This window comes from Phenylobacterium sp. (assembly GCF_004297125.1).
In the GTDB taxonomy this organism is placed as follows: Bacteria; Pseudomonadota; Alphaproteobacteria; order Caulobacterales; family Caulobacteraceae; genus Phenylobacterium.
This window is the reverse complement of sequence record NZ_SCVD01000028.1, coordinates 64,792-84,097: the sequence shown is the minus strand read 5'-3', so window position 1 is coordinate 84,097 and position 19,306 is coordinate 64,792. Positions and strand designations below refer to the sequence as shown.

Sequence of the window (19,306 nt, the reverse complement as noted above, 5' to 3'; positions counted from 1 at the left end):
ATGGACGCCGCCCTCGCTTCCCTGATCCTGCGCCAGGATGACCTGTCGAACCCGCAGACCCAGGAGCTGGTGCGGCTGCACCTGGCCGGGATGGCGGACAACTCGCCCCCGGGCCACTGCTTCGCCCTGGACGACTCCGGACTGAAGGCCCCCGGCGTGACGCTGTGGAGCGCTTGGCGCGGCGAGCGCATAGCCGCCATCGGGGCGCTGAAGGCGCTGGACGGCGACGCGGGTGAGATCAAGTCGATGCGCACCCATCCCGACCACCTGCGCCAGGGCGCAGGCGCGGCGATCCTGGACGAGATCATCGCCGAAGCTCGCCGGCGCGGCTACCGCCGCCTCAGCCTGGAGACCGGCAGCGGCGAGGCGTTCGACGCCGCGCTGGCCATGTACCGGGCGCGGGGCTTCAAGTTCGGCGGCGCGTTCTCGGACTACGTCGCCAGCGCGTTCAACCAGTTCATGCACCTGGATCTCTAGAGCCAGGGCGCCGAACGCTCCCGCTCCAGCATGTCTTCGTACGTGGGGCGGGGACGGACGACGGCGAACCGGTCGCCCTTCACCAGGACCTCGGGGACCAGGAGGCGGGAGTTGTACTCGCTGGCCATGGCCGCGCCATAGGCGCCGGCGCTCATGAAGGCCACCAGGTCGCCCGCCTCCAGCGGAGGCAGGACGCGGTCGCGGGTGAAGGTGTCGCCGGTCTCGCAGACCGGGCCCACGACGTCGTAGGTGACGGGGTCGCCCCCGCGCGGACGGACCGGCCGGATGTCGTGGTAGGCGTCGTACATGGCCGGCCGCAGCAGGTCGTTCATGGCCGCGTCCAGCACCAGGAACTTCCGGCCCTCGGGACGCTCATGGACGTGGTTCACCCGGGCGACCAGGACGCCGGCGTTGGCGGCGATCATCCGGCCGGGCTCGAAGGCGAGCTGGACGTCCAGGCCCTTGGTGACGCGGCCGATCATGGCGGCGTAGTCGGCAGGGTCGGGCGGGGTCGGCTGGTTGAAATAGGGCACGCCCAGGCCGCCGCCCAGGTCCAGGCGCTCGACCGACAGGCCCTCGGCCTTCAGGCGCTCGACCAGGCCGCGCATCTTGGTGAAGGCGGCCTCCATGGGGGCCAGGTCGGTGATCTGGCTGCCGATGTGGCAGGCGACGCCGGCCGGGCGGACGCCGGCCATGTTGGAGGCGTTGGCGTAGAGGCGCTCGGCCTCGGAGAAGCTGACGCCGAACTTGTTCTCGGCCTTGCCGGTGGAGATCTTGGCGTGGCCGCCCGCCTCCACGTCGGGGTTCACCCGGATGGCGACCGTGGCGCGCCGGCCCATCTGCTGGGCCACGCGGTTGACCAGGTGCAGCTCGGGCTCGGACTCGATGTTGATCTCGGCGACGCCGGTCTCGACGGCGAAGGCGATCTCGCCCTCGGTCTTGCCGACGCCGGAGAAGACGATGCGCTCGGGCGGCACGCCGGCGGCGAGCGCGCGCCGCACCTCGCCCTCGGAGACCACGTCGGCGCCTGCGCCGAGGTTCGCCAGGGTGCGCAGGACGGCGACGTTGGAGTTGGCCTTCACGGCGAAGGCGATCAGCGGCTCCTTGAGGCCCGCGCCGGTCAGGGCGTCGCGCAGCACGGTGTAGTGCCGCTCCAGGGTGGCCGAGGAATAGACGTAGACCGGCGTCCCCACCGCCTCGGCGATGCGGGAGAGGGGAACGCCTTCACATGCGAGCTCGCCGTCCCGCAGCTCGAAGTGGTTCATCGCGGGTTGGCGTACGGGTCGGGCAGGGCGCTCTGCGGGGCGACTTGGCCCGGGCCGCGGTTGGTGCCGGGAATCGGCAGGGTGCGCGGCGGCGCCGGGTCGGTGGAGCGGTCGCGCGGGTCGACGGTGTCGACGGGGCGCGTCGGGTCCTGCTGGCGCTGGGCGTCGTCGGCGGCGCGGGTCGAGTTGCGCTCGGCCCCGAACAGCGGGCCGGGACGTTCCAGCTGGCCCACCTTGCCGCATCCGGCGAGCCCGGCCGCCACGATCAGTGCGCCGCTGAGGGCGATTAGGTGACGGGTCATGCCAGAGCTTCCTTCCAACGCTTGATCTGCGCCCGGACCTGGTCCGGCGCGGTTCCACCATAACTCCGGCGGCTGGCCACCGAGGCTTCGGGAGTCAGCACATCGTAGATGGACGCGGTGATCCGTCCATCCAAGGCCTGCAGATCGGCGAGGGGCAGGTCGGAGAGGCCGACGCCCAGCGTCTCCGCCCGCTTCACGGCCGCGCCGGTGATATGGTGGGCGTCGCGGAACGGCAGGTTCAATTCGCGCACCAGCCAATCGGCGAGGTCGGTGGCGGTGGAGTAGCCGGCGCCCGCGGCCGCCGCCATCCGCCGGGTGTCGGGCTCCAGGTCGGCGACCATGCCGGCCATGGCCCGCAGGCTGAGCTCCAGGGCGTCGAAGGCCTCGAAGGTGGGGACCTTGTCCTCCTGCATGTCCTTCGAATAGGTCAGCGGCAGCCCCTTCATCACCACGGTGAGCTGGGTGAACGAGCCCAGCAGGCGACCGACCTTGGCGCGCACCAGCTCGGCGGCGTCGGGGTTCTTCTTCTGCGGCATGATCGACGAGCCGGTGGTGAAGGCGTCGCTGAGCTTGATGAAGCCGAACTGCGGCGTCATCCAGATCACGATCTCCTCGGCCAGGCGCGACAGGTGGGTGGCGCAGATCGTGGCGGCGGCCAGGGACTCGAGCGCGAAGTCCCGGTCCGCGACGCTGTCCAGCGAGTTGCCCGTGGGCCGCTCGAAGCCCAGGGCCTTGGCGGTCATGTGCCGGTCGATGGGGAATGGCGATCCCGCCAGCGCGGCGGCCCCGAGAGGGCTCTCGTTCATCCGCGCGCGGGCGTCGGCGAACCGGGCGGCGTCGCGGCCGAACATCTCGACATAGGCCATCAGGTGGTGGCCGAAGGTCACCGGCTGGGCGGGCTGCAGGTGGGTGAAGCCGGGCATCACGGCGTCGGCGTGCGCTTCTGCCTTGGCGAGCAGGGCCTTCTGTAGCGCCTGGATCTGGCCCTGCGTGCGGTCGCACGCGTCGCGGACCCACATGCGGAAGTCGAGCGCCACCTGGTCGTTGCGCGAGCGGGCGGTGTGCAGGCGACCGGCGGCGGGGCCGATCAACTCGCGCAGGCGCGCCTCCACGTTCATGTGGATGTCTTCGTATTCCTCGCGGAACGGAAAGGTCCCGGCCTCGATCTCGGCCAGAATGGTGGCGAGGCCGCCCTGGATCGCCGCCTCGTCCTCGCTTGTAATCACGCCGCGCTTAAGCAACATCGCGGCGTGCGCGCGGGACCCGGCAAGGTCCTGGGCCGCGAGCCGCCTGTCGAAGCCGATGGAGACGTTGATCGCCTGCATCAGCTCGGCGGGCTTATCGGTAAACCTGCCGCCCCACATGGCCTGTCCCGCCTGGGACGGGCGAGCGGGCGGGGCGGAGGAAGAGTCGGTCATATGAGCGAAGGTCCAGCGGCGGAAACGAAGCCCAAGGGCAAGGGACTGGTGTGGGCCCTCTGGGGCGCCGCCCTGGTGGGCGTCGCGGCGGTTGTCTACATCATCGGTTCGTCTTCCACCAAGCCGACGCCGCCGGCGCCCAGCGCTTCGGTCACGGCCACCTCGTTCGCGAGCAAGCTGACCACCCCGACCCAGCCCACGTCGTCGCCCGACTACACCTTCTACGACGGCGACGGGAAGGCGATGAAGCTCGCCGACCTGAAAGGCAAGGTGGTGGTGATGAACATCTGGGCCACCTGGTGCGCGCCGTGCGTCACCGAGATGCCGACCCTGGCCAAGCTGCAGGCGGCCTACGCCGGCAAGCCGGTCGAGGTGGTGACGGTGAGCATCGATTCGGAAAGCTCGGCGGCCAAGGCGCGGATCTTCATCGCCCAGCATTCGCCGCTGAAGTTCTACCACGACCGCGAGATGAAGCTGCCGTTCAAGCTGAGCCCGCCCGCGCCCGGCGCCCCGACGACGGTGATCTACGGCAAGGACGGAATGGAGGTCGCCCGCGTCGCCGGCGAGGCGGACTGGTCCGGGCCGGAGGCTCGGGCGTTGGTGGACAAGGCGCTGGGAAGCTGAGGCGGGCCGCCCGGACCGGTCGCCGCTAATCGACCGTCGGGGCGACGGCCCGCCCGTCCTGGCCAAGCCGCGTCCGCCGCGGAAAGCCCGAGAACCTGCGGACACGGCATGGCTCGGTCAACAGATAGCCGCCGTCGTGCAGGCCGCCGAAGCCCCGCGTCACCATGCCCGTTCGCCTGTCGTAGGCGATCTCGAAATGGCCGAGATAGCTGAGGGTGAGCACGTCCTCGCCGGGCCGATGCTGCAGGTGGCCGAGGGTCGTGCACGGCTCCTCACACCAGAGCTTTCGCGTGGGATCGACGCGATACCTGGCGTGCTCGCACTGAAGGTCGAAGGCCTTGGCCGACGCCGGGCCCGGCAAGGACGCGAACCCCAGGGCGAGGGCCGCCATGTTCAGAAGTCGGTTCATGTCCGCCCGCTGCCTGCTGTGGTCCCAACGTCCATGGCCGCATGCGAGGCTGCGGGCGCCGCTCGGTCAAGGATTGTCCCGGCGCCGGAATCCCCCGTCTGAAGGTCGGCTCCGATGGATGCGCTCAGACATTGCCTCGCATCGCGAGCTGGCTTCATCTTGTGCTTGGGAGGAGATGCAATGTCGTGGCGCGCAGCCCTTTATGCGGCCTGGCTTGGCATGGCGATCACCGGGTTCGGGGCAAGCGCTTCGGCGAGGGCCTTCGACCTTCAGTGCGACGACACCCGGTATCGGATCGATCTGAAGCGCAAAGCCTGGTGCCAGGATGATTGCACGAACATCTGGGGGTTGAGCCATCGGCGTGGCCACGAGCTCGTGCTCTCGAGGCTGTCGCACTTCCTGCTTACGTATGACATGCAGGCGAAGGTCGTCACGCTCTCAGTGGGAGGCTCCGGGGCAGAACCCGAGACCTACCGCGATCGGTGTCGCGTGCTCAGGTTCTCGGGCTTTCCTCCGGGCGGACTCCCAAGCGGTCGATGAAGCGCCGCAGGGCCCCGACGTGTCGAGGCTGGGCGAAAGGCGGCGGAGGCCGGGCCTCGCGGCCGCAGGGGCGAGCTTGAGCTTGGGGCGCAGGGCGATGACACCGCGCCGGAGGCAGGCGGCGAGGGAGCTTGTCGGTTCGACCGACTGAACGAACTAGAGACTGTTCGGGACTTGGATGCACGAGGTTTGGCGGCGGAGATGACGCGGATCAGAGGTCGACGCCGACCTCGACCTCCGCCCCATCGCCCTGCGAACACCACCATCCCGGCCTTCCTCCATCGAGGAGGAATCCTTCCTTCGCGCCCTCAAGCCCTGACAGCCCCTAGGCGAGCACCGCGGCCTTGGCCGCCGCGTCGGCCTGCTGGTTGGTCAGGGTGCGGACCAGGTTGACCAGTGAGCTCCGGACGTCCGGCGCCAGTTTCTCGTAGGCCGTGAGCAGTTCCAGCGCGCCCGGCGTGCGCATCCGGGTGAGCAGGTCCAGGTCCTCGGCGGTTTCCTTGTCGGCCCCGTCGAAGACGTCCATCAGGTCGGTCACGCGGCAGCGCAGCGCCCGGGAAATCTGCACCAGGCGTGAGAACGAGATGCGGTTGGCGCCGTTCTCGTACTTCTGGATCTGCTGGAAGCTGACCCCACATTGTTCGGCAAGCGCCTCCTGCGACATGCCGATCGTCCTGCGCCGAATGCGCACCGCGGCCCCGAGCGCGATGTCCATCGGTTCGGGCGTCTTTGCAGACACCTCAGCCATATTCTCAATCCTTCCTTGTGCGGTGTCCCCGTCCGACACCGCAAGCCCAAGTTGCGACTAAAAGCCTTTGTTGCGGAACTGCAAAGCTTTTTCAGCCCTCGCGGGAGTGTCTTGCAACCGGTGGCCCGCGTGACGAAACGTCGCCGGTCAAGGTCTTGGTAACCGAAGCACCCTGGAAGTGTGGCTGGTAGAGTTGTCAGTCCCGAAGGCCATGCGCGTCATCCAACTGCATCCCCCGTTCGACCACGGCGCCGCGCTCCGGGTTCCCCCGGCGCACGACAAAAAGAACTGGACCGTGCTCTGGCAGTGGCTGGGCGAAGACGCCCAGTCTGTGGCCGAGGCCTCGTCCGCCGTCCAGGTGCGCACGCCGGAAGGCCCGGTGGTCGCTCACAGCGGAGACTGGATCGTGCTCTCGCATTCCGGGTCGTTCCACGTGGCCCACACGCTGCGGCCGATGGACTCCTGATCGCGCAGGCCCGGGCGGTCAGGGACGCCAGGAGATCTTCACGCCCAGCTTGTGGGGCTTCACTTCCATGGCCGGGTTCGGGCGATAGCCCGCCAGCGTCTGGGCGTTCCAGGAGAGCTGGTAACGGACCAGATAGCCGTCGTGGTCCGAGAAGCGGCGCTTCGGGTCGTCCAAGCTGAACATCGTTTCGCTGCGGATCGGCCGCACGCGCACGGCGCCTGGGCTGAAGGCCTGCAGGTCCTGGCTGCGGAGCCACGGCTCGGGCGTGGCGTCCGAGGCGCCCGCGCCGCAACCGGAGTCGGGCTGGCTGCAGAATTCGCCGACCACCGTGTAGGGCCGCTCCAGGGCGTCGAAATAGTAGCGGGTCGGCGAGTTGCGGATGTTGAAGTCGCCGCCCAGCAGCAGCGGGGCGCCGGCCTCGCGGCTGGCCTGCAGGAAGGCCTGGAGTTCGCGGACCTGGCCGTTGTGGGCCGGCAGGGTGCGCGAGCGCGGCGCCATCGAGGCCTTGCGGGAATTCATGTGGGTGTTGACCACGTCGATGGTGGTCGGCAGGCCCTGGGGCGCCAGGCGCACCAGCATGGCGCCCTTGTTGGCCAGGCAGTCGAGGCCGGCGCAGTTGTTGTAGGCGGCGCTCCGGACGTCGACGATCGGGGCATCGCTGAGCACGTGCAGACCGCCGCCCATCAGCTTGCCGACGCCTTCGCCGCGGAACAGGTCGCGGGCGGCCAGCACGCCGCCGGCGAATTTGGTCCGCTCGCTGCGCTCGGGACCCCGGGCCCAGTACCTGTAGCCGCTCTCCTGGAAGAGCCAGGCCACCTCGTCGCGGAAGCCCTCCTGAATCAGCACGACGTCCGGCTGGCGGCCCTCGCGGCGCAGCACGGCCAGTTCGCGGCCGATCTCGCGCAGCGCCTTGCCGCGCCCGAGCGCGAGGGGCCAGGGCAGGCCTCGGATGTTATAGGTCAGGACGCTGATCTCGGCCGTCCCCACGGGCGGCTCGGTCGAGGCGGGCTGAAGCGCCGCCCGGACCGCAGTGCTGCCGGGTCCCATCTCGGCGGCGGGCGCCGAATAGGCGGCTGTGGGGTGGGCGGATTCCAGGTACATCTCTCGCCGCTCCATGACATGCGGCGCTGTTGCTTTGGGAAATCCCCCGATTCCCGCCGACAGCTCACCGCGTTGCTCAAGTGCAGCCCGATGTATTTTCGCTATTGTCCGGGCGAGGGTGGAAATGACCTGCTTCGTTTACCGGCGTGTGACAGTTGGAACGTCGTTTCGCGACTGGCGCTTCTGCCGCACCTGGCCCTCGAGCCGAGGCTGACGCCGGGGCGCCGTTGCCGTGCGGCCCCGCGGCCGACATTGTCGCCCCGAAGCTAAAGGGAGGACGGCGATGGCGGACGGTATCCTGGCGGTCGAGGACCTGGAGGGCGGCGCCCAGCGGCTGACGATGAACCGGCCGGACCGGCTGAACGCCATCAACCACCCGATGGCCGAGGCGCTGCTAGCCTATTTCGAAGGGCTGCGGCGCAACCGCGATGTCCGGGTCGTGATCGTGCGTGGGGCGGGCCGGGCGTTCAGCGCCGGCGCGGACCTCAAGGCCATGGGCAGCCCCGAGGCTCTGCAGGACGGGCCGCGCGGCGACTGGGTGCTGCGCGACCTGATGCGGGCGATGCGGGTCTGCCCCCAGCCGCTGATCGCCACGGTGCGCGGGGCGGCGGCGGGCGGCGGCATGGCCATCGCGCTCAACTGCGACATCATCCTGGCCAGCGAGAGCGCGGCGTTCCACTCGGCCTTCACCGCCATCGGCCTCTCGGGCACGGAGCTGGGCGTGAGCTGGCGGCTGCAGCGGTCGATCGGGATCTCCAAGGCCCGCGAGGTGCTGATGGCCGGCCGGCCGCTGGCGGCCCGGGCGGCGCTGGAGGCGGGCCTGCTCTCGGCGGTCACGCCCGAGGCCGACCTGGACGAGGCGGGCTTGGCCATGGCCCGCGACATGCTGAAGGCCGCGCCCGACGCGCTGCGGCTTTCCAAGCGCTCGATGGACGCCTCGCTGGAACAGCCCAGTTTCGACGCCGCGGTCGAGGCCGAGGAGCGCAGCCAGATGCTGATGATCGTGCGGCGCGGGCGGGAGTAGGCGCGGGCCTCACCGCGCCGCCGCGCACCGCCTTTCATTGCGTTCGACATGTCACCCCTCCACTCAGTGCTGGTGTGACGAGGCGACGGACGGGACGACGAAGCTCACGGTCTTGCCACCGATGACCTTGTGGTCAGGCTGCGCCAGTTCAAGCAGGATCTTGTGCGGTCCGGGGGGCAGGCCGACGACCACCACGGTCTGGTCATCGCTGGCGTCGGCCCAGTGCCAGGGCAGGTCGTCGACGGTGACGTGCAGGTGCCCGGCGCGGGGCGAGACGTCGAGGGCGCCGGGGCCGAAGATCGGCAGGATGCGGAAGTTCTCGGTGCGGTATGGGATGAGGACCGCGCCGGCGGCCAGCCGATGCGGGATCGGCGGTTCGACGATCAGCTTGGGCGGGGGCTCGTTCGCGACCGGCAGGAACGCCGACACCGCGGGTTGAGCCGACGCGGGCTGGATGGCGGCGCTGGTGAGGAGGGCGCCGCCGACGACGGCCGCGGCGAAGGTTTTGATGAGGGTGGTCATGGTGGTCTCTCTTGTGCGGGGGGGTGTTTGGGCGGGTGGCGCGCCGGAGTGGGCGCGCTCCGTGAGAGCCTAGAGCGGCAGGGCCGCGCCGGATTGCTCGGCGGCGAGCCAGGCCGCGTACCAGTCGGGCCAGTTGGCGTCGTGGCCGCCGCCGTTGCGCGCCTCGTGCTCGCCGTGGGCCGCAGCCGCGCGGCGCAGGGCGCCGGCCAGGTCGCCCACGGAGCCGAAGCCGGTCACGCCGCTATCGATGCGGCCCGGGAACCGCGTGGTCACTTCCTGCAGGAGCCAGCTGTTGCCATCCGGGTCGCTGAATGTCGCGAAGGAGGCGTAGCTGCGGCGATCCGGGTCGGGACCGGTTTCGCGGGCTTCGGGATCGAAGCGGTAGCCGCCGTTCTGATCGTGGAAGACCTCGCTGACCTCGACGCCCCTGGCGACCAGCGCGGCGCGGGCCGCGACGATGTCGGAGACCGCGAGGAAGGTCAGCTGCGCCGAACCCGGCGCCGACGGCGAGACGCCTGTTCCGAACAGGATCGAGGCGGCCGAGCCCGGGGGCGTGAGGTGGACGATGCGCGCATCGCCTTCCCGGTGGTCCACGTCCAGGCGCCAGCCCAGCTGCTGGTAGAAGTCGGCGGCGCGGTGGACGTCGGAAACGGGCAGGAGCAGGACTTCGAGCTTGGTGTCGAAGGCGGCCAGGGCCGGGGCGCCGGCGTCCGGGCGGTCGAGGATTCGGGTGGTGGTCATCTGGGTGTTCCCTTGGGTTTGCGATTTAACTCGGTATCGATTTATTCGGTACCGATGCAAATGAGGGAGTGTGGCGGCGGTGTCAACCCCTTCCGATTTAATCGGTAGCGATTTATATAGGCGTCGAACGATCACGAATCTGCGAGATGACGCCCATGACCACCTCCGCCCAGACGGCTGCGCCCCCGGCCGCCGCGCCCCCGGCCGCGAAGACGCCTGGGCTAGACGACTTCCTATGCTTCGCGGTCTATTCGGCCAACCTGGCCTTTGGCCGCGCGTACAAGCCGCTCATCGAGTCGCTGGGGCTCGCGTCCTACACCCAGTTCATCGCCATCGTGGCGCTGTCCGAGGAAGACAACCAAAGCGTCGGCGCGCTGGGCGAGAAGCTGTTCCTGGAATCGAACACGCTGACGCCGATCCTCAAGAAGCTCGAGGCCCTGGGCTACGTCAGCCGCCGCCGCGATCCGGCGGACGAACGCCAGGTCATCGTCAGCCTTACGCCGGAGGGCCGGCGCGTGCGGGAGATGGCGCGTACGCCGCAGGCCAGCCTGCGGATCGACAGCGGCCTGGGGGAAGACTTCCCCGTCGTGCAGAAATTGATGGTCAGGCTGCGGGACAACCTGCTCCGCGCCCTGCGGGGCCAGCAACCCGACTAGATCGAGACCTTGCGCCTAACGGAGCGACAGGAGCTGATCGCCTGCCGCGTTCAGGGTGAAGGTGACCGCCTTGCCCGACTTGGCGGCCTTGACCACGTCCGGCGCCGCCTTGAACGTCATGGTCATCGCGGGCCATTTGAGCGCCGCGATCGGGCCGTGATGCAGCGTGACCGTGCCCGCCTTGGGGTTTACCGCCTTCACGGTTCCCGTGCCCTGGACCGTGCCCGTGACGGCGCTGGCGGCCGTGGCGCCGTGGCCTTCGTGCTGGGCCGCCGCGGGCGCGGCCACCGCCAGGGCGGCGGCGAGGGCGAGGGCGAACTTCATCTCGGACTCCTTGAACGCGAGCGCCCGCCGCAAACCCGGCGGACCGTCCAGGGGATACGCCCCGGCGCCCCGGACCCCTCATCCGGCCTCAAGATCAATCCGTGACCCCGACCTTCCGGCGGGGGAGGACGCCCTCCTCCGCGGCCGCAGGCGGCATTTGCGTGAGGGGCCGGCCCGGCGTGGCGCGTATAGGGAGCGAGCCTCCGTGCCTGTCGTGGGGCGACGCCGAACCTCCGTCCGGGACGAACGATGCAGAATGATGTGAACCGGCGCCACCTGCTGCGCGGCGCGGGCGGGATCGGCGGCAGCCTTGCGGCGAGCGCGCTGTTCCCGGGCTGGGCGCGGAGCGCGACCCCGGGCCTGTCGACGCTGCCGACCCTGTCGGGCGAGGACATCAAGCTGACCGTCGGCCACAGCGCCCTGAAGGTGGACGGCCGCGCCGGTCACGCGGTCACGGTCAATGGGACTGTGCCGGCCCCGCTGATCCGCCTGAAGGAAGGCCAGACTGTGCGGCTGTCGGTGACCAACACCCTGGACGAGGACACCTCGATCCACTGGCACGGCCTGCTTGTGCCGTTCGCCATGGACGGCGTGCCAGGGGTCAGTTTCCCGGGCATCCCGCCGGGCCAGACCTTCGTCTACGAATTCCCGATCCGGCAGAGCGGCACCTATTGGTACCACAGCCATTCCGGCCTGCAGGAGCAGGAGGGCCACTACGGGCCGATCGTGATCGATCCGGCCGGCCCCGATCCGGTCGCCTACGACCGTGAGCATGTGGTGGTGTTGTCGGACTACAGCTTTCTGCACCCCCACCAGATCTTCAGGAAGCTCAAGCAGCAGGGCGGGATCTTCAACTACCAGAAGCAGACCATCGCCGGCCTGCTCGCGGGCAAGGACCAGACACTCCAGGAACGGATGGAGTGGGGCAAGATGCTCATGGATCCGACCGACATCTCCGACGTGACGGGGGCGGTCTACAGGTTCCTGATCAACGGCCATGGTCCGAGCGACAACTGGACCGCGCTGTTCACGCCGGGAGAGCGGGTGCGGCTGCGGTTCATCAACGCCGCGGCCCAGACCATCTTCAACGTGCGCATCCCCGGCCTGAAGCTGACCGTGGTGGCCTCTGACGGTCAGCATGTGCGGCCGGTGGAGGTCGACGAGTTCCAGATCGGCAACGCCGAGACCTACGACGTGATTGTCCAGCCGATGGACGACCGCGCCTTTACGATCGTCTCCGAGGCCGTCGACCGCTCGGGCATGGGCCGGGCGACCCTGGCGCCGCGGCCCGGCATGGCCGCGCCGGTCCCGCCGCTGCGGGCCCGGCCGCTGGGGACCATGAAGGACATGGGCATGGACATGTCGACGCACGCTGGCCACGGCGGCGGCGCGGCGGCCATGCCGGGCATGGACCACGCGGCCATGGGCCACGCGACCGCAGCGCCGGGCATGGCGCCGCCGCGGGCGCGCGGCTCGGACGCCATGGGCGACATGGGCGGCATGGAGATGTCCATGCGCGACCCGCTCAACGCGCCGCAGGTGAAGCTGGGCCCCGGCGTGCAGAGCATCGCGCCGATGCCGGTCGACCGGACGGGCGAGGCCGGCCAGGGCCTGCAGAGCGTGGGTCACCGGGTGCTGGTCTACAAGGACCTGGTCTCGCTGGAGCCCAACCCGGACACCCGGGCGCCGTCACGGGCGATGGAAATCCGCCTCACCGGCAACATGGAACGGTTCACGTGGGGCTTCGACGGCCGGAAGTTCAGCGAGAAGCCTGCGCCCTATACGCTGCGGACGGGCGAGCGGGTGCGCGTGATCCTGGTCAACGACACCATGATGACCCACCCGATCCACCTGCATGGCCACTTCTTCGAGCTCGTCCACGGGCCGGTGGGCCACATGCCGCGCAAGCACACGGTCAACGTCCTGCCAGGTGGGAAGGTGACGTTCGACGTCACGGGGGAGGCCGGCGACTGGGCCTTCCACTGCCACATGCTCTACCACATGCACGCGGGCATGTTCCAAGTGTTCGCCGTGCGGCCCCTCGACGGAGCCGCCGCATGAACCGCCTCCTGATCCTGACGCTCGCCCCCGCCGCGCTCGCGGGCGCCGCCGTCGCGCAGCCCGCGGATCCGCACGCGGGTCACGCCATGCCGGCCGCCCAACCCGCGCCCGATCCCCATGCGGGCCACGCCATGCCCGCGGCCCCGGCGATCGCGGACCCCCACGCCGGCCATGGGCCGCCGGCGCCAAGTCCGACGGGCGCCGACCTGCCCGTGGGCGAGGCTCCGCCACCGACGCCCCCCGCGGTGGCGGCGGCCGACGCCGTCTACGGCGCGGCGAGCATGGAGCGCGCCCGCAAGGTGCTGCGCACCGAGCACGGCGGCGCGCAGGCCTCGCAGCTGATGATCAACCTGGCCGAGGCCGGAATGGGCGACCGAGGCTACCAGTGGGAAGGCGAGGCCTGGTTCGGGGGCGACGAGCACCGCTTCGTACTCAAGTCCGAAGGCGAGGGCGCGCGCGGCCACGGGGTCGAGGAGGCTGAGGTCCAGGCGCTGTATTCGCGTCCGGTCGGCGTCTACACGGACTTTCAGGTCGGGCTGCGCCACGACTTCGAGCCCGGGCCGTCACGCACCTATGCGACGGTGGGCTTCGAGACCCTCATCCCCTACTGGGTGGAGGCGGAGGGCGCGCTGTTCCTGTCGGAGAAGGGGCGCCTTTCCGCGCGGCTCGAGGGCAGCACCGACTATCGGCTGACGCAGCGCCTGGTCCTGCAGCCGCGCGCCGAGCTCAATTTCGCCGCGTCCGACGATGCGCGCCGCGGCGTCGGCGCCGGGCTTTCGGACGCCGAGGTCGGCCTGCGCCTGCGCTACGAGGTGCGCCGAGAGTTCGCGCCCTATGTCGGCGTGGTCTGGTCGCGGAAGTTCGGGGACACGGCGGATTTCGCCCGGTCCGCGGGTGAGGACGTCGAGGACGTCCGCGGCGTCGTGGGCCTGCGCGCCTGGTTCTGAGGCGCGCCGTCACTGGGGCCGGCAGCCGGAGCGACCTTCCCATCATGGGAAGATCAGGGTCGTCATTTTCCGCGTGTTCGGGCCGTCTGTCCGAGTGAATCATCTTTCAGCTTCCAATTGTAGGAAGCTTAGTCGAATTTTCCGTGCTAGAAATTATGCAACGTCATGGCGACCTTACCATGGTTCCCACGCGCAAAGGACGAACCTTGCCAATGATGGGTATGTTTTTCCCACAGAGTTGTTGTCTATAAAGGCGGCATTGACACTGTGATCTGTGTTTTATTTGACAGATTGAAGAAAGCCGAGTTCTCGCGCCTCTGAGGCTCGATCGGGGCATTTCGTTTCGCGCGGCGTGGCTGGAAATCTGGTTTGGCCCCGACGTCTGCGGGATTCCCGCAAATTCGTTCCCGAAAGAGCCGGGTCGATATGTATATACATGGATTGACACCCCCGTCGGGCGGACCGGAAAACTTCGCCACGTCGAACGCGCCGGACCCGGAATTGGGCGGCGGTCGGGGACACCGGGGGTAGTCATGACTCAGATTTCGAAGCGGCTCCTGTTCGCGAGCGCCTGCGTTTCAATGGCGATGGCGACCGGCGCCGCCGCCGCCGCGGAGGGCGCCATCGACGAGGTCGTCGTCACCGGCAGCCGGATCAAGCGGACGGACATCACCGGCGTGGGCCCGGCCACCGTCGTCACCGAGGAAGCCATCGCGCGGACCGGCGCCGCGAATGTGGAAACCATCCTGCAGCGCCTGCCGGCCTCGGCCGGCAACGCCGGCGGGCAGACCAACGCCTACTGGACCGGCAACGGCTACGGCACCGCCCAGGTGAACCTGCGCGGCATGGGCATCAACCGCACCCTGGTGCTGCTGAACGGTCGTCGGGTGGTCTATGGCGGCACCGGCGCCAACAGCGCGGTCGACCTGAACACCATCCCCGCCGCCATCATTGGCCGCATCGACGTGCTGAAGGACGGCGCCTCGGCGATCTACGGCGCCGACGCGGTGGCCGGCGTGGTCAACATCATCACCCGCAACGACTTCGAGGGCGTGCAGGTGACCGGCAAGTACGGCGTCACCGACGAAGGCGACGGCGAGGAGTTCACCGGCGACCTGTTGTGGGGCCTGCGCGGCGAGCGCGGCGGCTTCACGGCGGCGGTGAACTACCAGAAGACCAAGCCGGTCAACATGGCCGACCGCGAACCCTGCGGACTGGGCGAGGTCGGCGGCCAGCTTGTCTGCGTCGGCAGCGCCTCGACGGTCGGCGGCCGCGCGGTGCTGCCGAACGGCCAGCAGATCAACTTCAACCAGACGCCCGGCGGCAACGGCGACTTCTTCGAGCCTTACAGCGCCGCCAAGCACAACTTCAACTCCAACTCGTTCCTGAACGCGGTCAGCGCCATCGAGCGGATCAGCGTGGGCGTGTTCGGCGACTACGACCTCACCGAGGACGTGGAGCTGTTCGGCGAGTTCATGTTCACGAACCGGCAGAGCGACCAGATCGCGACGCCCGGCACCCTGCGCAACCTCGTCATCCCCGCGAACAACCGCACCAACCCCACCGGCCAGCAGATCACCCTGATCCAGCGCCGGCTGGCCGAGCCGGGCCCCCGCCAGTTCTTCCAGGAGACCGACACCTGGCGGCTGGTGGGCGGCCTGCGCGGCAAGTTCGCGGGCGACTGGACCTGGGAGGTCGCGGGCAACTGGGGCAAGACCAAGGGCGTCGACGGCTCCACCAACGTCGCCAACCTGCAGCGCGTCGGCGAGACCCTGGCCGCTTGCCTGCCGGGCGCCACCACGACGGCGCCCTGCGGTGACTATCTGGGCGCGGGCGACCTCACGCCCCAGGTGCTGAACTACATCCTGGCCACCACCCGCGACAACGGGGGCAACGAGCAGAAGAGCGTCACCGCCGACATCACCGGCACGCTCTTCCAGTTGCCGGCCGGCCCGCTGGCGATGGCCGCCGGCGCCGTCTACCGGGAAGAGGTGGGTTACCGGAACCCGGACGCCCTGACGGTGCTGGGCGTCGCCAACACCAACCAGCAGAGCCCGATCCGCGGCGAGGTGAAGACCAAGGAGGCCTATGCGGAGCTCTCCGCGCCGCTGCTGGCGGACATGCCGATGGTCGAACGCCTCGAGCTGAACGGCGCGGCGCGCTACTCCGACTACAATCTGTTCGGCGACAACTGGACCTACAAGCTGGGCCTGGACTGGACCGTGATGTCGGGCCTGCGTCTGCGCGCCACCTACGGCACCGGTTTCCGGATACCGAGCGTGCCGGAGCTGTTCGGCGGCGTGGCCGAGGGCAACCTCACCACCACCGACCCGTGCAGCCGCTACTCGACCAGCGCCAACGCCACGCTGGTCGCCAACTGCCGCGCCTCCGGCGTGCCGGCCGGCTATGTCCAGCTCGGCAACACGGTCCTGACCACAGTGGGGGGCAATCAGAACCTCCAGCCGGAGAAGTCGGAAAACCTGACGCTCGGCGTCGTGTACCAGCCGACCTATGCGCCGGGCCTGTCGATCACGGTCGACTATTTCGACATCCAGATCAAAGACGCCATCCGCAACATCCCGGGCTCCACCAAGCTGTCGGTCTGCTACGCCAGCGCGAACCTGTCGCACCCGTTCTGCTCGCCCACCCAGTTCCGCCGCAGCGCCCTGACCGGCGAGGTGAACTTCCTGTCCTCCCAGCCGACCAACGCGGGCAAGGAGACCATGAAGGGCGTGGACTTCGGCGTGCGCTACGGCTTCGACGTGCGCGGCCTGCAGGCGGACATCGACTGGAACACCACCTACCTCGGCAAGTACGAGGTCATCCCGTTCCTGGGCGCCGACCCGATCGTCTTCGACGGCCGCATCGGCGGCGGCAACGGCGGCTATCCGCACTGGCGCTCCAACGCGGCCTTCACCCTGTCGGACGTCAACTGGAACGCCACCTGGTCCGTGCAGATGATCGGCAAGGCCAAGGACTTCAACGCGGCGCCGAGCGCCATCGGGTCGCGCACCTCAAACGTCTTCTACCACTTCGTCCAGGCCTCCTACCGGTTCACCGAGAAGGCCAGCATCGCCGTCGGCGTCGACAACGTCTTCGACAAGGACGCGCCGTTCATTCAGAGCTGGACCGACGCCAACACCGACACCATGACCTACGACCTCCTGGGTCGCCGGGGCTACGTGCGGCTGCAGTACACCTTCTAGAGCCGCCCCCCGAGAGCGCCGGCTGGGCTTCCCCACTCGCCTGGCCGGCGTTCGACCCGAGACCAAGAGACGACGCATGCGCTGGCCCGCCCTCGCTCGGAAGACCCACAAGTGGCTCGCCCTTCTGGTGGCGATCCAGGCCGTGTTCTGGACGCTGAGCGGCCTCTACATGACCGCGGTCCACATCGACATCATCCACGGCGACCGCCTGGTGAAGGCTCCCCCGAGCGTCCCGATCGACATGACCGGCCTGGTGGAGCCCGCCCACCTGGCGCACCTCGCGCCCGGCCTGCTCGCCGCCCGTCTCGAACGGCAGCTGGGCGAACCGGTCTATGTGGTGGAGACCGAGAGCGGCAAGGCGCTGTTCGACGCGCGGACGGGAGCCAAGCTCTCGCCGCTGACCGAGGCGCAGGCGCGAGCTCGCGCCAGGGCCCTGTTCGCCGAGGACGGCGGGATCGTCAGCGCCGAGCTGCTGACCAAGGCGCCGCTCGAGGTCCAGACCCGGCCGATGCCGCTATGGCGGGTCGAATTCGAAGGCGCCTGGCGGCCCACATTCTACATCTCGCCGTTCACCGGCGAACTGGTGTCGCGCCGGCACGACCTGTGGCGGACCTTCGACTTCGTCTGGATGTTCCACATCATGGACTACGACGACCGCCAGGACGTGAACAACCCGCTGATCCGGGTCTTCACCTGGATGGCCGTGGCCACCGCAGCCACCGGCGGCTGGCTCCTCATCTACAGTTTCCGCCGCAAGCGCCGCGTGCGCAAAGCCGCCGCCTGAGGTCCGCAGATGTTCCTGATCCGCTGGCTTCACAAATGGTTCGGCCTGGTGCTCGGCCTGCAGTTCCTCCTCTGGGCGGCGAGCGGCGCAGTGATGGCGCTGCTGGACCATCACCAGGTGTCGGCGGAGCACGCCATCCTGCCCGTGGCGCGGATCGAGGCGCCCGCGCAGCCGCTGCCGCTGGCCGCGCTCTCCGAAACGGTGGGCGCCCCGATCCTGAAGCTGCAGTTCAAGCCGCTGTTCGACACCTATGTGTACGAGGTGACGACCGCGGCGGGCGTGCAGGTGCTCGAGGCGACGCGCGGAACGCCGATCCCGATCGACGCGGCCAAGGCCAAGGCGCTGGCGGTGGCGCGCTACAGCGGCGCCGAGCCCGTCCGCTCCGTCGAGCGGGTGGACCGCCCGACGCTGGAGACGCGGGATCTCGCCCTGCCGGTGTGGCGCGTGGAGTTCTCCGACAAGGACCGCACCACCCTGCTGGTCTCGGCGACGACCGGCGAGGTGCTGGGCGCCAAGAACGACACCTGGCGGCTCTGGGACATCGCCTGGATGCTGCACATCATGGACTACCAGGAGCGCCAGAGCTTCAACCACCCGCTGATCGTCACGGTGGCCGTCGGCGCGGCCTGGCTGGCCCTGAGCGGCCTGATCCTGCTGTTCCGCAGCTTCCGCCGGGGAGACTTCGCCTGGATCCTGGATCCCTGGGAGCGGCTGGCGGCGCGGCGCCGTGCGCGCCGGCCCACCGCCCGGGCCGGGGCCCATGGCGCGCCGCAGTCCGCGTCGGAGGACGCCGGGTAGGCGCGCCCCCGGTCGTCCCCCAGCCTGTCGCCGCCGGCGCCGGAGTCCCGATGAATCCGCAGCGACGGCGCGCTCGAAGGTGGACGCCAGCGTCGCCCTGGCGGAATCATCGCGCCCTCCCGGTCGCCACGAGCCGTTCCACCGCATGACCGACCTCAAGGACGCGACCCTCCACAAGCGGATCCGCGCCGACATTTCGAAGCGGATCCTCACCGGCGCCTGGCCGCCGGGCCACCGCATCCCCTTCGAGCACGAGCTGATGACCGAGTACGGCTGCTCGCGGATGACGGTGAACAAGGCGCTGGGGCCGCTCGCCGAGTCCGGCCTCATCGTGCGGCGCCGCGGCGCCGGGTCGTTCGTGTCGCGCCCCCGCATCCATTCGGTCGTGCTCGACATCCCCGACATCCCGGCCGAGGTCACCGCGCGGGGCGAGCCCTACGGCTACGACCTGCTCTCGCAGAAGTCCCGGATCTCCAGCCGCCGCGAGATCGAGGAACTGGGCCTGGCGTCGCCCGTCGAAGTGCTGGCGCTGCGTTGCCTGCATCGCGCCAGCGGCCGCCCGTTCGCCCTCGAGGAGCGCCTGATCAATCTCGAGGCGGCGCCCGAGGCGGCGGGCGTCGACTTCGCGCTCACCGCTCCGGGGAGCTGGCTGCTGGGTCACGTGCCGTGGACGGAGGCCGAGCATCGCATCAGCGCCGCCAACGTCCCCAAGGCGACCAGCGCCGCCCTCGGTATCGAACCGATGGCCGCCTGCCTCGTCCTGGAACGGCAGACGTGGCGGGGCGCGGACCGGATCACTCACGTGCGGCTGACGTTCCCGGGCGAGGCCTACGACCTGGTGGCGCGGTTCGCTCCCCAGCCGCACTCGGCCCGCGGCTAGGTCGGGTCGTCGC

Annotated in this window: 20 protein-coding genes; 11 read left to right on the top strand and 9 right to left on the bottom strand. The window is 69.6% G+C overall.

What is annotated here, in order from left to right:
• The gene (locus EPO51_RS20470; protein ID WP_293354045.1) at positions 1-477 is read left to right on the top strand and encodes a GNAT family N-acetyltransferase; all 477 of its coding nucleotides are present in this window, start codon (positions 1-3) and stop codon (positions 475-477) included.
• Here the strand turns inward: EPO51_RS20470 and lysA are convergent.
• Genes lysA through argH form a run of 3 tightly spaced genes read right to left on the bottom strand, consistent with a single transcriptional unit; the run spans position 474 to position 3,462 of the window.
• Positions 474-1,742 (bottom strand): diaminopimelate decarboxylase, encoded by a 1,269-nt coding sequence (lysA, locus tag EPO51_RS20465; RefSeq protein WP_293354043.1) that lies wholly within the window; start codon positions 1,740-1,742, stop codon positions 474-476. The two genes, EPO51_RS20470 and lysA, sit on opposite strands and share 4 nt — an antisense overlap.
• A complete protein-coding gene (locus EPO51_RS20460) occupies positions 1,739-2,044 on the bottom strand; it encodes a hypothetical protein (protein WP_293354042.1) in 306 nt (101 codons plus the stop codon). Before EPO51_RS20460 ends, lysA begins: the two co-directional genes overlap by 4 nt.
• Positions 2,041-3,462, bottom strand: coding sequence for an argininosuccinate lyase (argH, locus tag EPO51_RS20455; protein WP_293354040.1), 1,422 nt, complete (start codon positions 3,460-3,462; stop codon positions 2,041-2,043). Before argH ends, EPO51_RS20460 begins: the two co-directional genes overlap by 4 nt.
• On the opposite strand from argH, the gene EPO51_RS20450 reads away from it, so the two are divergent.
• Positions 3,463-4,086 carry a TlpA family protein disulfide reductase gene (locus EPO51_RS20450; RefSeq protein WP_293354038.1) on the top strand — a complete coding sequence of 208 codons (624 nt, stop codon included), beginning with the start codon at positions 3,463-3,465 and terminating at the stop codon, positions 4,084-4,086.
• Between the two features lie 25 nt (positions 4,087-4,111).
• On the opposite strand, the gene EPO51_RS20445 is transcribed toward EPO51_RS20450, so the two are convergent.
• On the bottom strand, positions 4,112-4,495 hold the full coding sequence (locus tag EPO51_RS20445; RefSeq protein WP_293354036.1) for a hypothetical protein: 384 nt from the start codon (positions 4,493-4,495) through the stop codon (positions 4,112-4,114).
• An 865-nt stretch (positions 4,496-5,360) separates the two neighbouring features.
• On the bottom strand, positions 5,361-5,783 hold the full coding sequence (locus tag EPO51_RS20440) for a helix-turn-helix domain-containing protein (RefSeq protein WP_293354034.1): 423 nt from the start codon (positions 5,781-5,783) through the stop codon (positions 5,361-5,363).
• A gap of 211 nt (positions 5,784-5,994) precedes the next feature.
• On the opposite strand from EPO51_RS20440, the gene EPO51_RS20435 reads away from it, so the two are divergent.
• A complete protein-coding gene (locus tag EPO51_RS20435) occupies positions 5,995-6,249 on the top strand; it encodes a hypothetical protein (RefSeq protein ID WP_293354032.1) in 255 nt (84 codons plus the stop codon).
• Between the two features lie 18 nt (positions 6,250-6,267).
• Here EPO51_RS20435 and EPO51_RS20430 read toward each other — a convergent pair whose 3' ends face one another.
• The gene (locus EPO51_RS20430) at positions 6,268-7,350 is read right to left on the bottom strand and encodes an endonuclease/exonuclease/phosphatase family protein (protein WP_293354030.1); all 1,083 of its coding nucleotides are present in this window, start codon (positions 7,348-7,350) and stop codon (positions 6,268-6,270) included.
• A gap of 283 nt (positions 7,351-7,633) precedes the next feature.
• Here EPO51_RS20430 and EPO51_RS20425 point away from each other — a divergent pair, with 283 nt between their 5' ends.
• A complete protein-coding gene (locus EPO51_RS20425) occupies positions 7,634-8,374 on the top strand; it encodes an enoyl-CoA hydratase/isomerase family protein (protein ID WP_293354028.1) in 741 nt (246 codons plus the stop codon).
• A 63-nt stretch (positions 8,375-8,437) separates the two neighbouring features.
• On the opposite strand, the gene EPO51_RS20420 is transcribed toward EPO51_RS20425, so the two are convergent.
• Complete coding sequence (locus tag EPO51_RS20420; protein WP_293354026.1) at positions 8,438-8,896, bottom strand: DUF6130 family protein; 459 nt, start codon at positions 8,894-8,896, stop codon at positions 8,438-8,440.
• Between the two features lie 69 nt (positions 8,897-8,965).
• Entirely contained in the window at positions 8,966-9,637 is a 672-nt protein-coding gene (locus EPO51_RS20415; RefSeq protein WP_293354024.1) for a VOC family protein, read from the bottom strand.
• A gap of 155 nt (positions 9,638-9,792) precedes the next feature.
• Between EPO51_RS20415 and EPO51_RS20410 the strand changes: the two genes are divergently transcribed.
• Positions 9,793-10,293, top strand: a complete 501-nt coding sequence (locus EPO51_RS20410) for a MarR family winged helix-turn-helix transcriptional regulator (RefSeq protein WP_293354022.1) — start codon at positions 9,793-9,795, stop codon at positions 10,291-10,293.
• A 15-nt stretch (positions 10,294-10,308) separates the two neighbouring features.
• Here EPO51_RS20410 and EPO51_RS20405 read toward each other — a convergent pair whose 3' ends face one another.
• Positions 10,309-10,617 (bottom strand): copper-binding protein, encoded by a 309-nt coding sequence (locus EPO51_RS20405; RefSeq protein WP_293354020.1) that lies wholly within the window; start codon positions 10,615-10,617, stop codon positions 10,309-10,311.
• 249 nt (positions 10,618-10,866) lie between these two features.
• Here EPO51_RS20405 and EPO51_RS20400 point away from each other — a divergent pair, with 249 nt between their 5' ends.
• The 6 genes from EPO51_RS20400 (at position 10,867) to hutC (ending at position 19,293) form a co-directional block, all read left to right on the top strand.
• Complete coding sequence (locus EPO51_RS20400; RefSeq protein WP_293354018.1) at positions 10,867-12,678, top strand: copper resistance system multicopper oxidase; 1,812 nt, start codon at positions 10,867-10,869, stop codon at positions 12,676-12,678.
• Positions 12,675-13,625 (top strand): copper resistance protein B, encoded by a 951-nt coding sequence (locus EPO51_RS20395; protein WP_293354016.1) that lies wholly within the window; start codon positions 12,675-12,677, stop codon positions 13,623-13,625. The genes EPO51_RS20400 and EPO51_RS20395 overlap by 4 nt, the downstream gene beginning before the upstream one ends.
• Before the next feature lie 533 nt (positions 13,626-14,158).
• Complete coding sequence (locus tag EPO51_RS20390; protein WP_293354014.1) at positions 14,159-16,831, top strand: TonB-dependent receptor; 2,673 nt, start codon at positions 14,159-14,161, stop codon at positions 16,829-16,831.
• 76 nt (positions 16,832-16,907) lie between these two features.
• On the top strand, positions 16,908-17,615 hold the full coding sequence (locus tag EPO51_RS20385) for a PepSY domain-containing protein (RefSeq protein ID WP_293354012.1): 708 nt from the start codon (positions 16,908-16,910) through the stop codon (positions 17,613-17,615).
• A 9-nt stretch (positions 17,616-17,624) separates the two neighbouring features.
• Positions 17,625-18,413 carry a PepSY domain-containing protein gene (locus EPO51_RS20380; RefSeq protein WP_293354010.1) on the top strand — a complete coding sequence of 263 codons (789 nt, stop codon included), beginning with the start codon at positions 17,625-17,627 and terminating at the stop codon, positions 18,411-18,413.
• A gap of 145 nt (positions 18,414-18,558) precedes the next feature.
• A complete protein-coding gene (gene hutC, locus EPO51_RS20375; RefSeq protein WP_293354009.1) occupies positions 18,559-19,293 on the top strand; it encodes a histidine utilization repressor in 735 nt (244 codons plus the stop codon).
• The last annotated feature ends 13 nt before the right edge of the window (positions 19,294-19,306 follow it).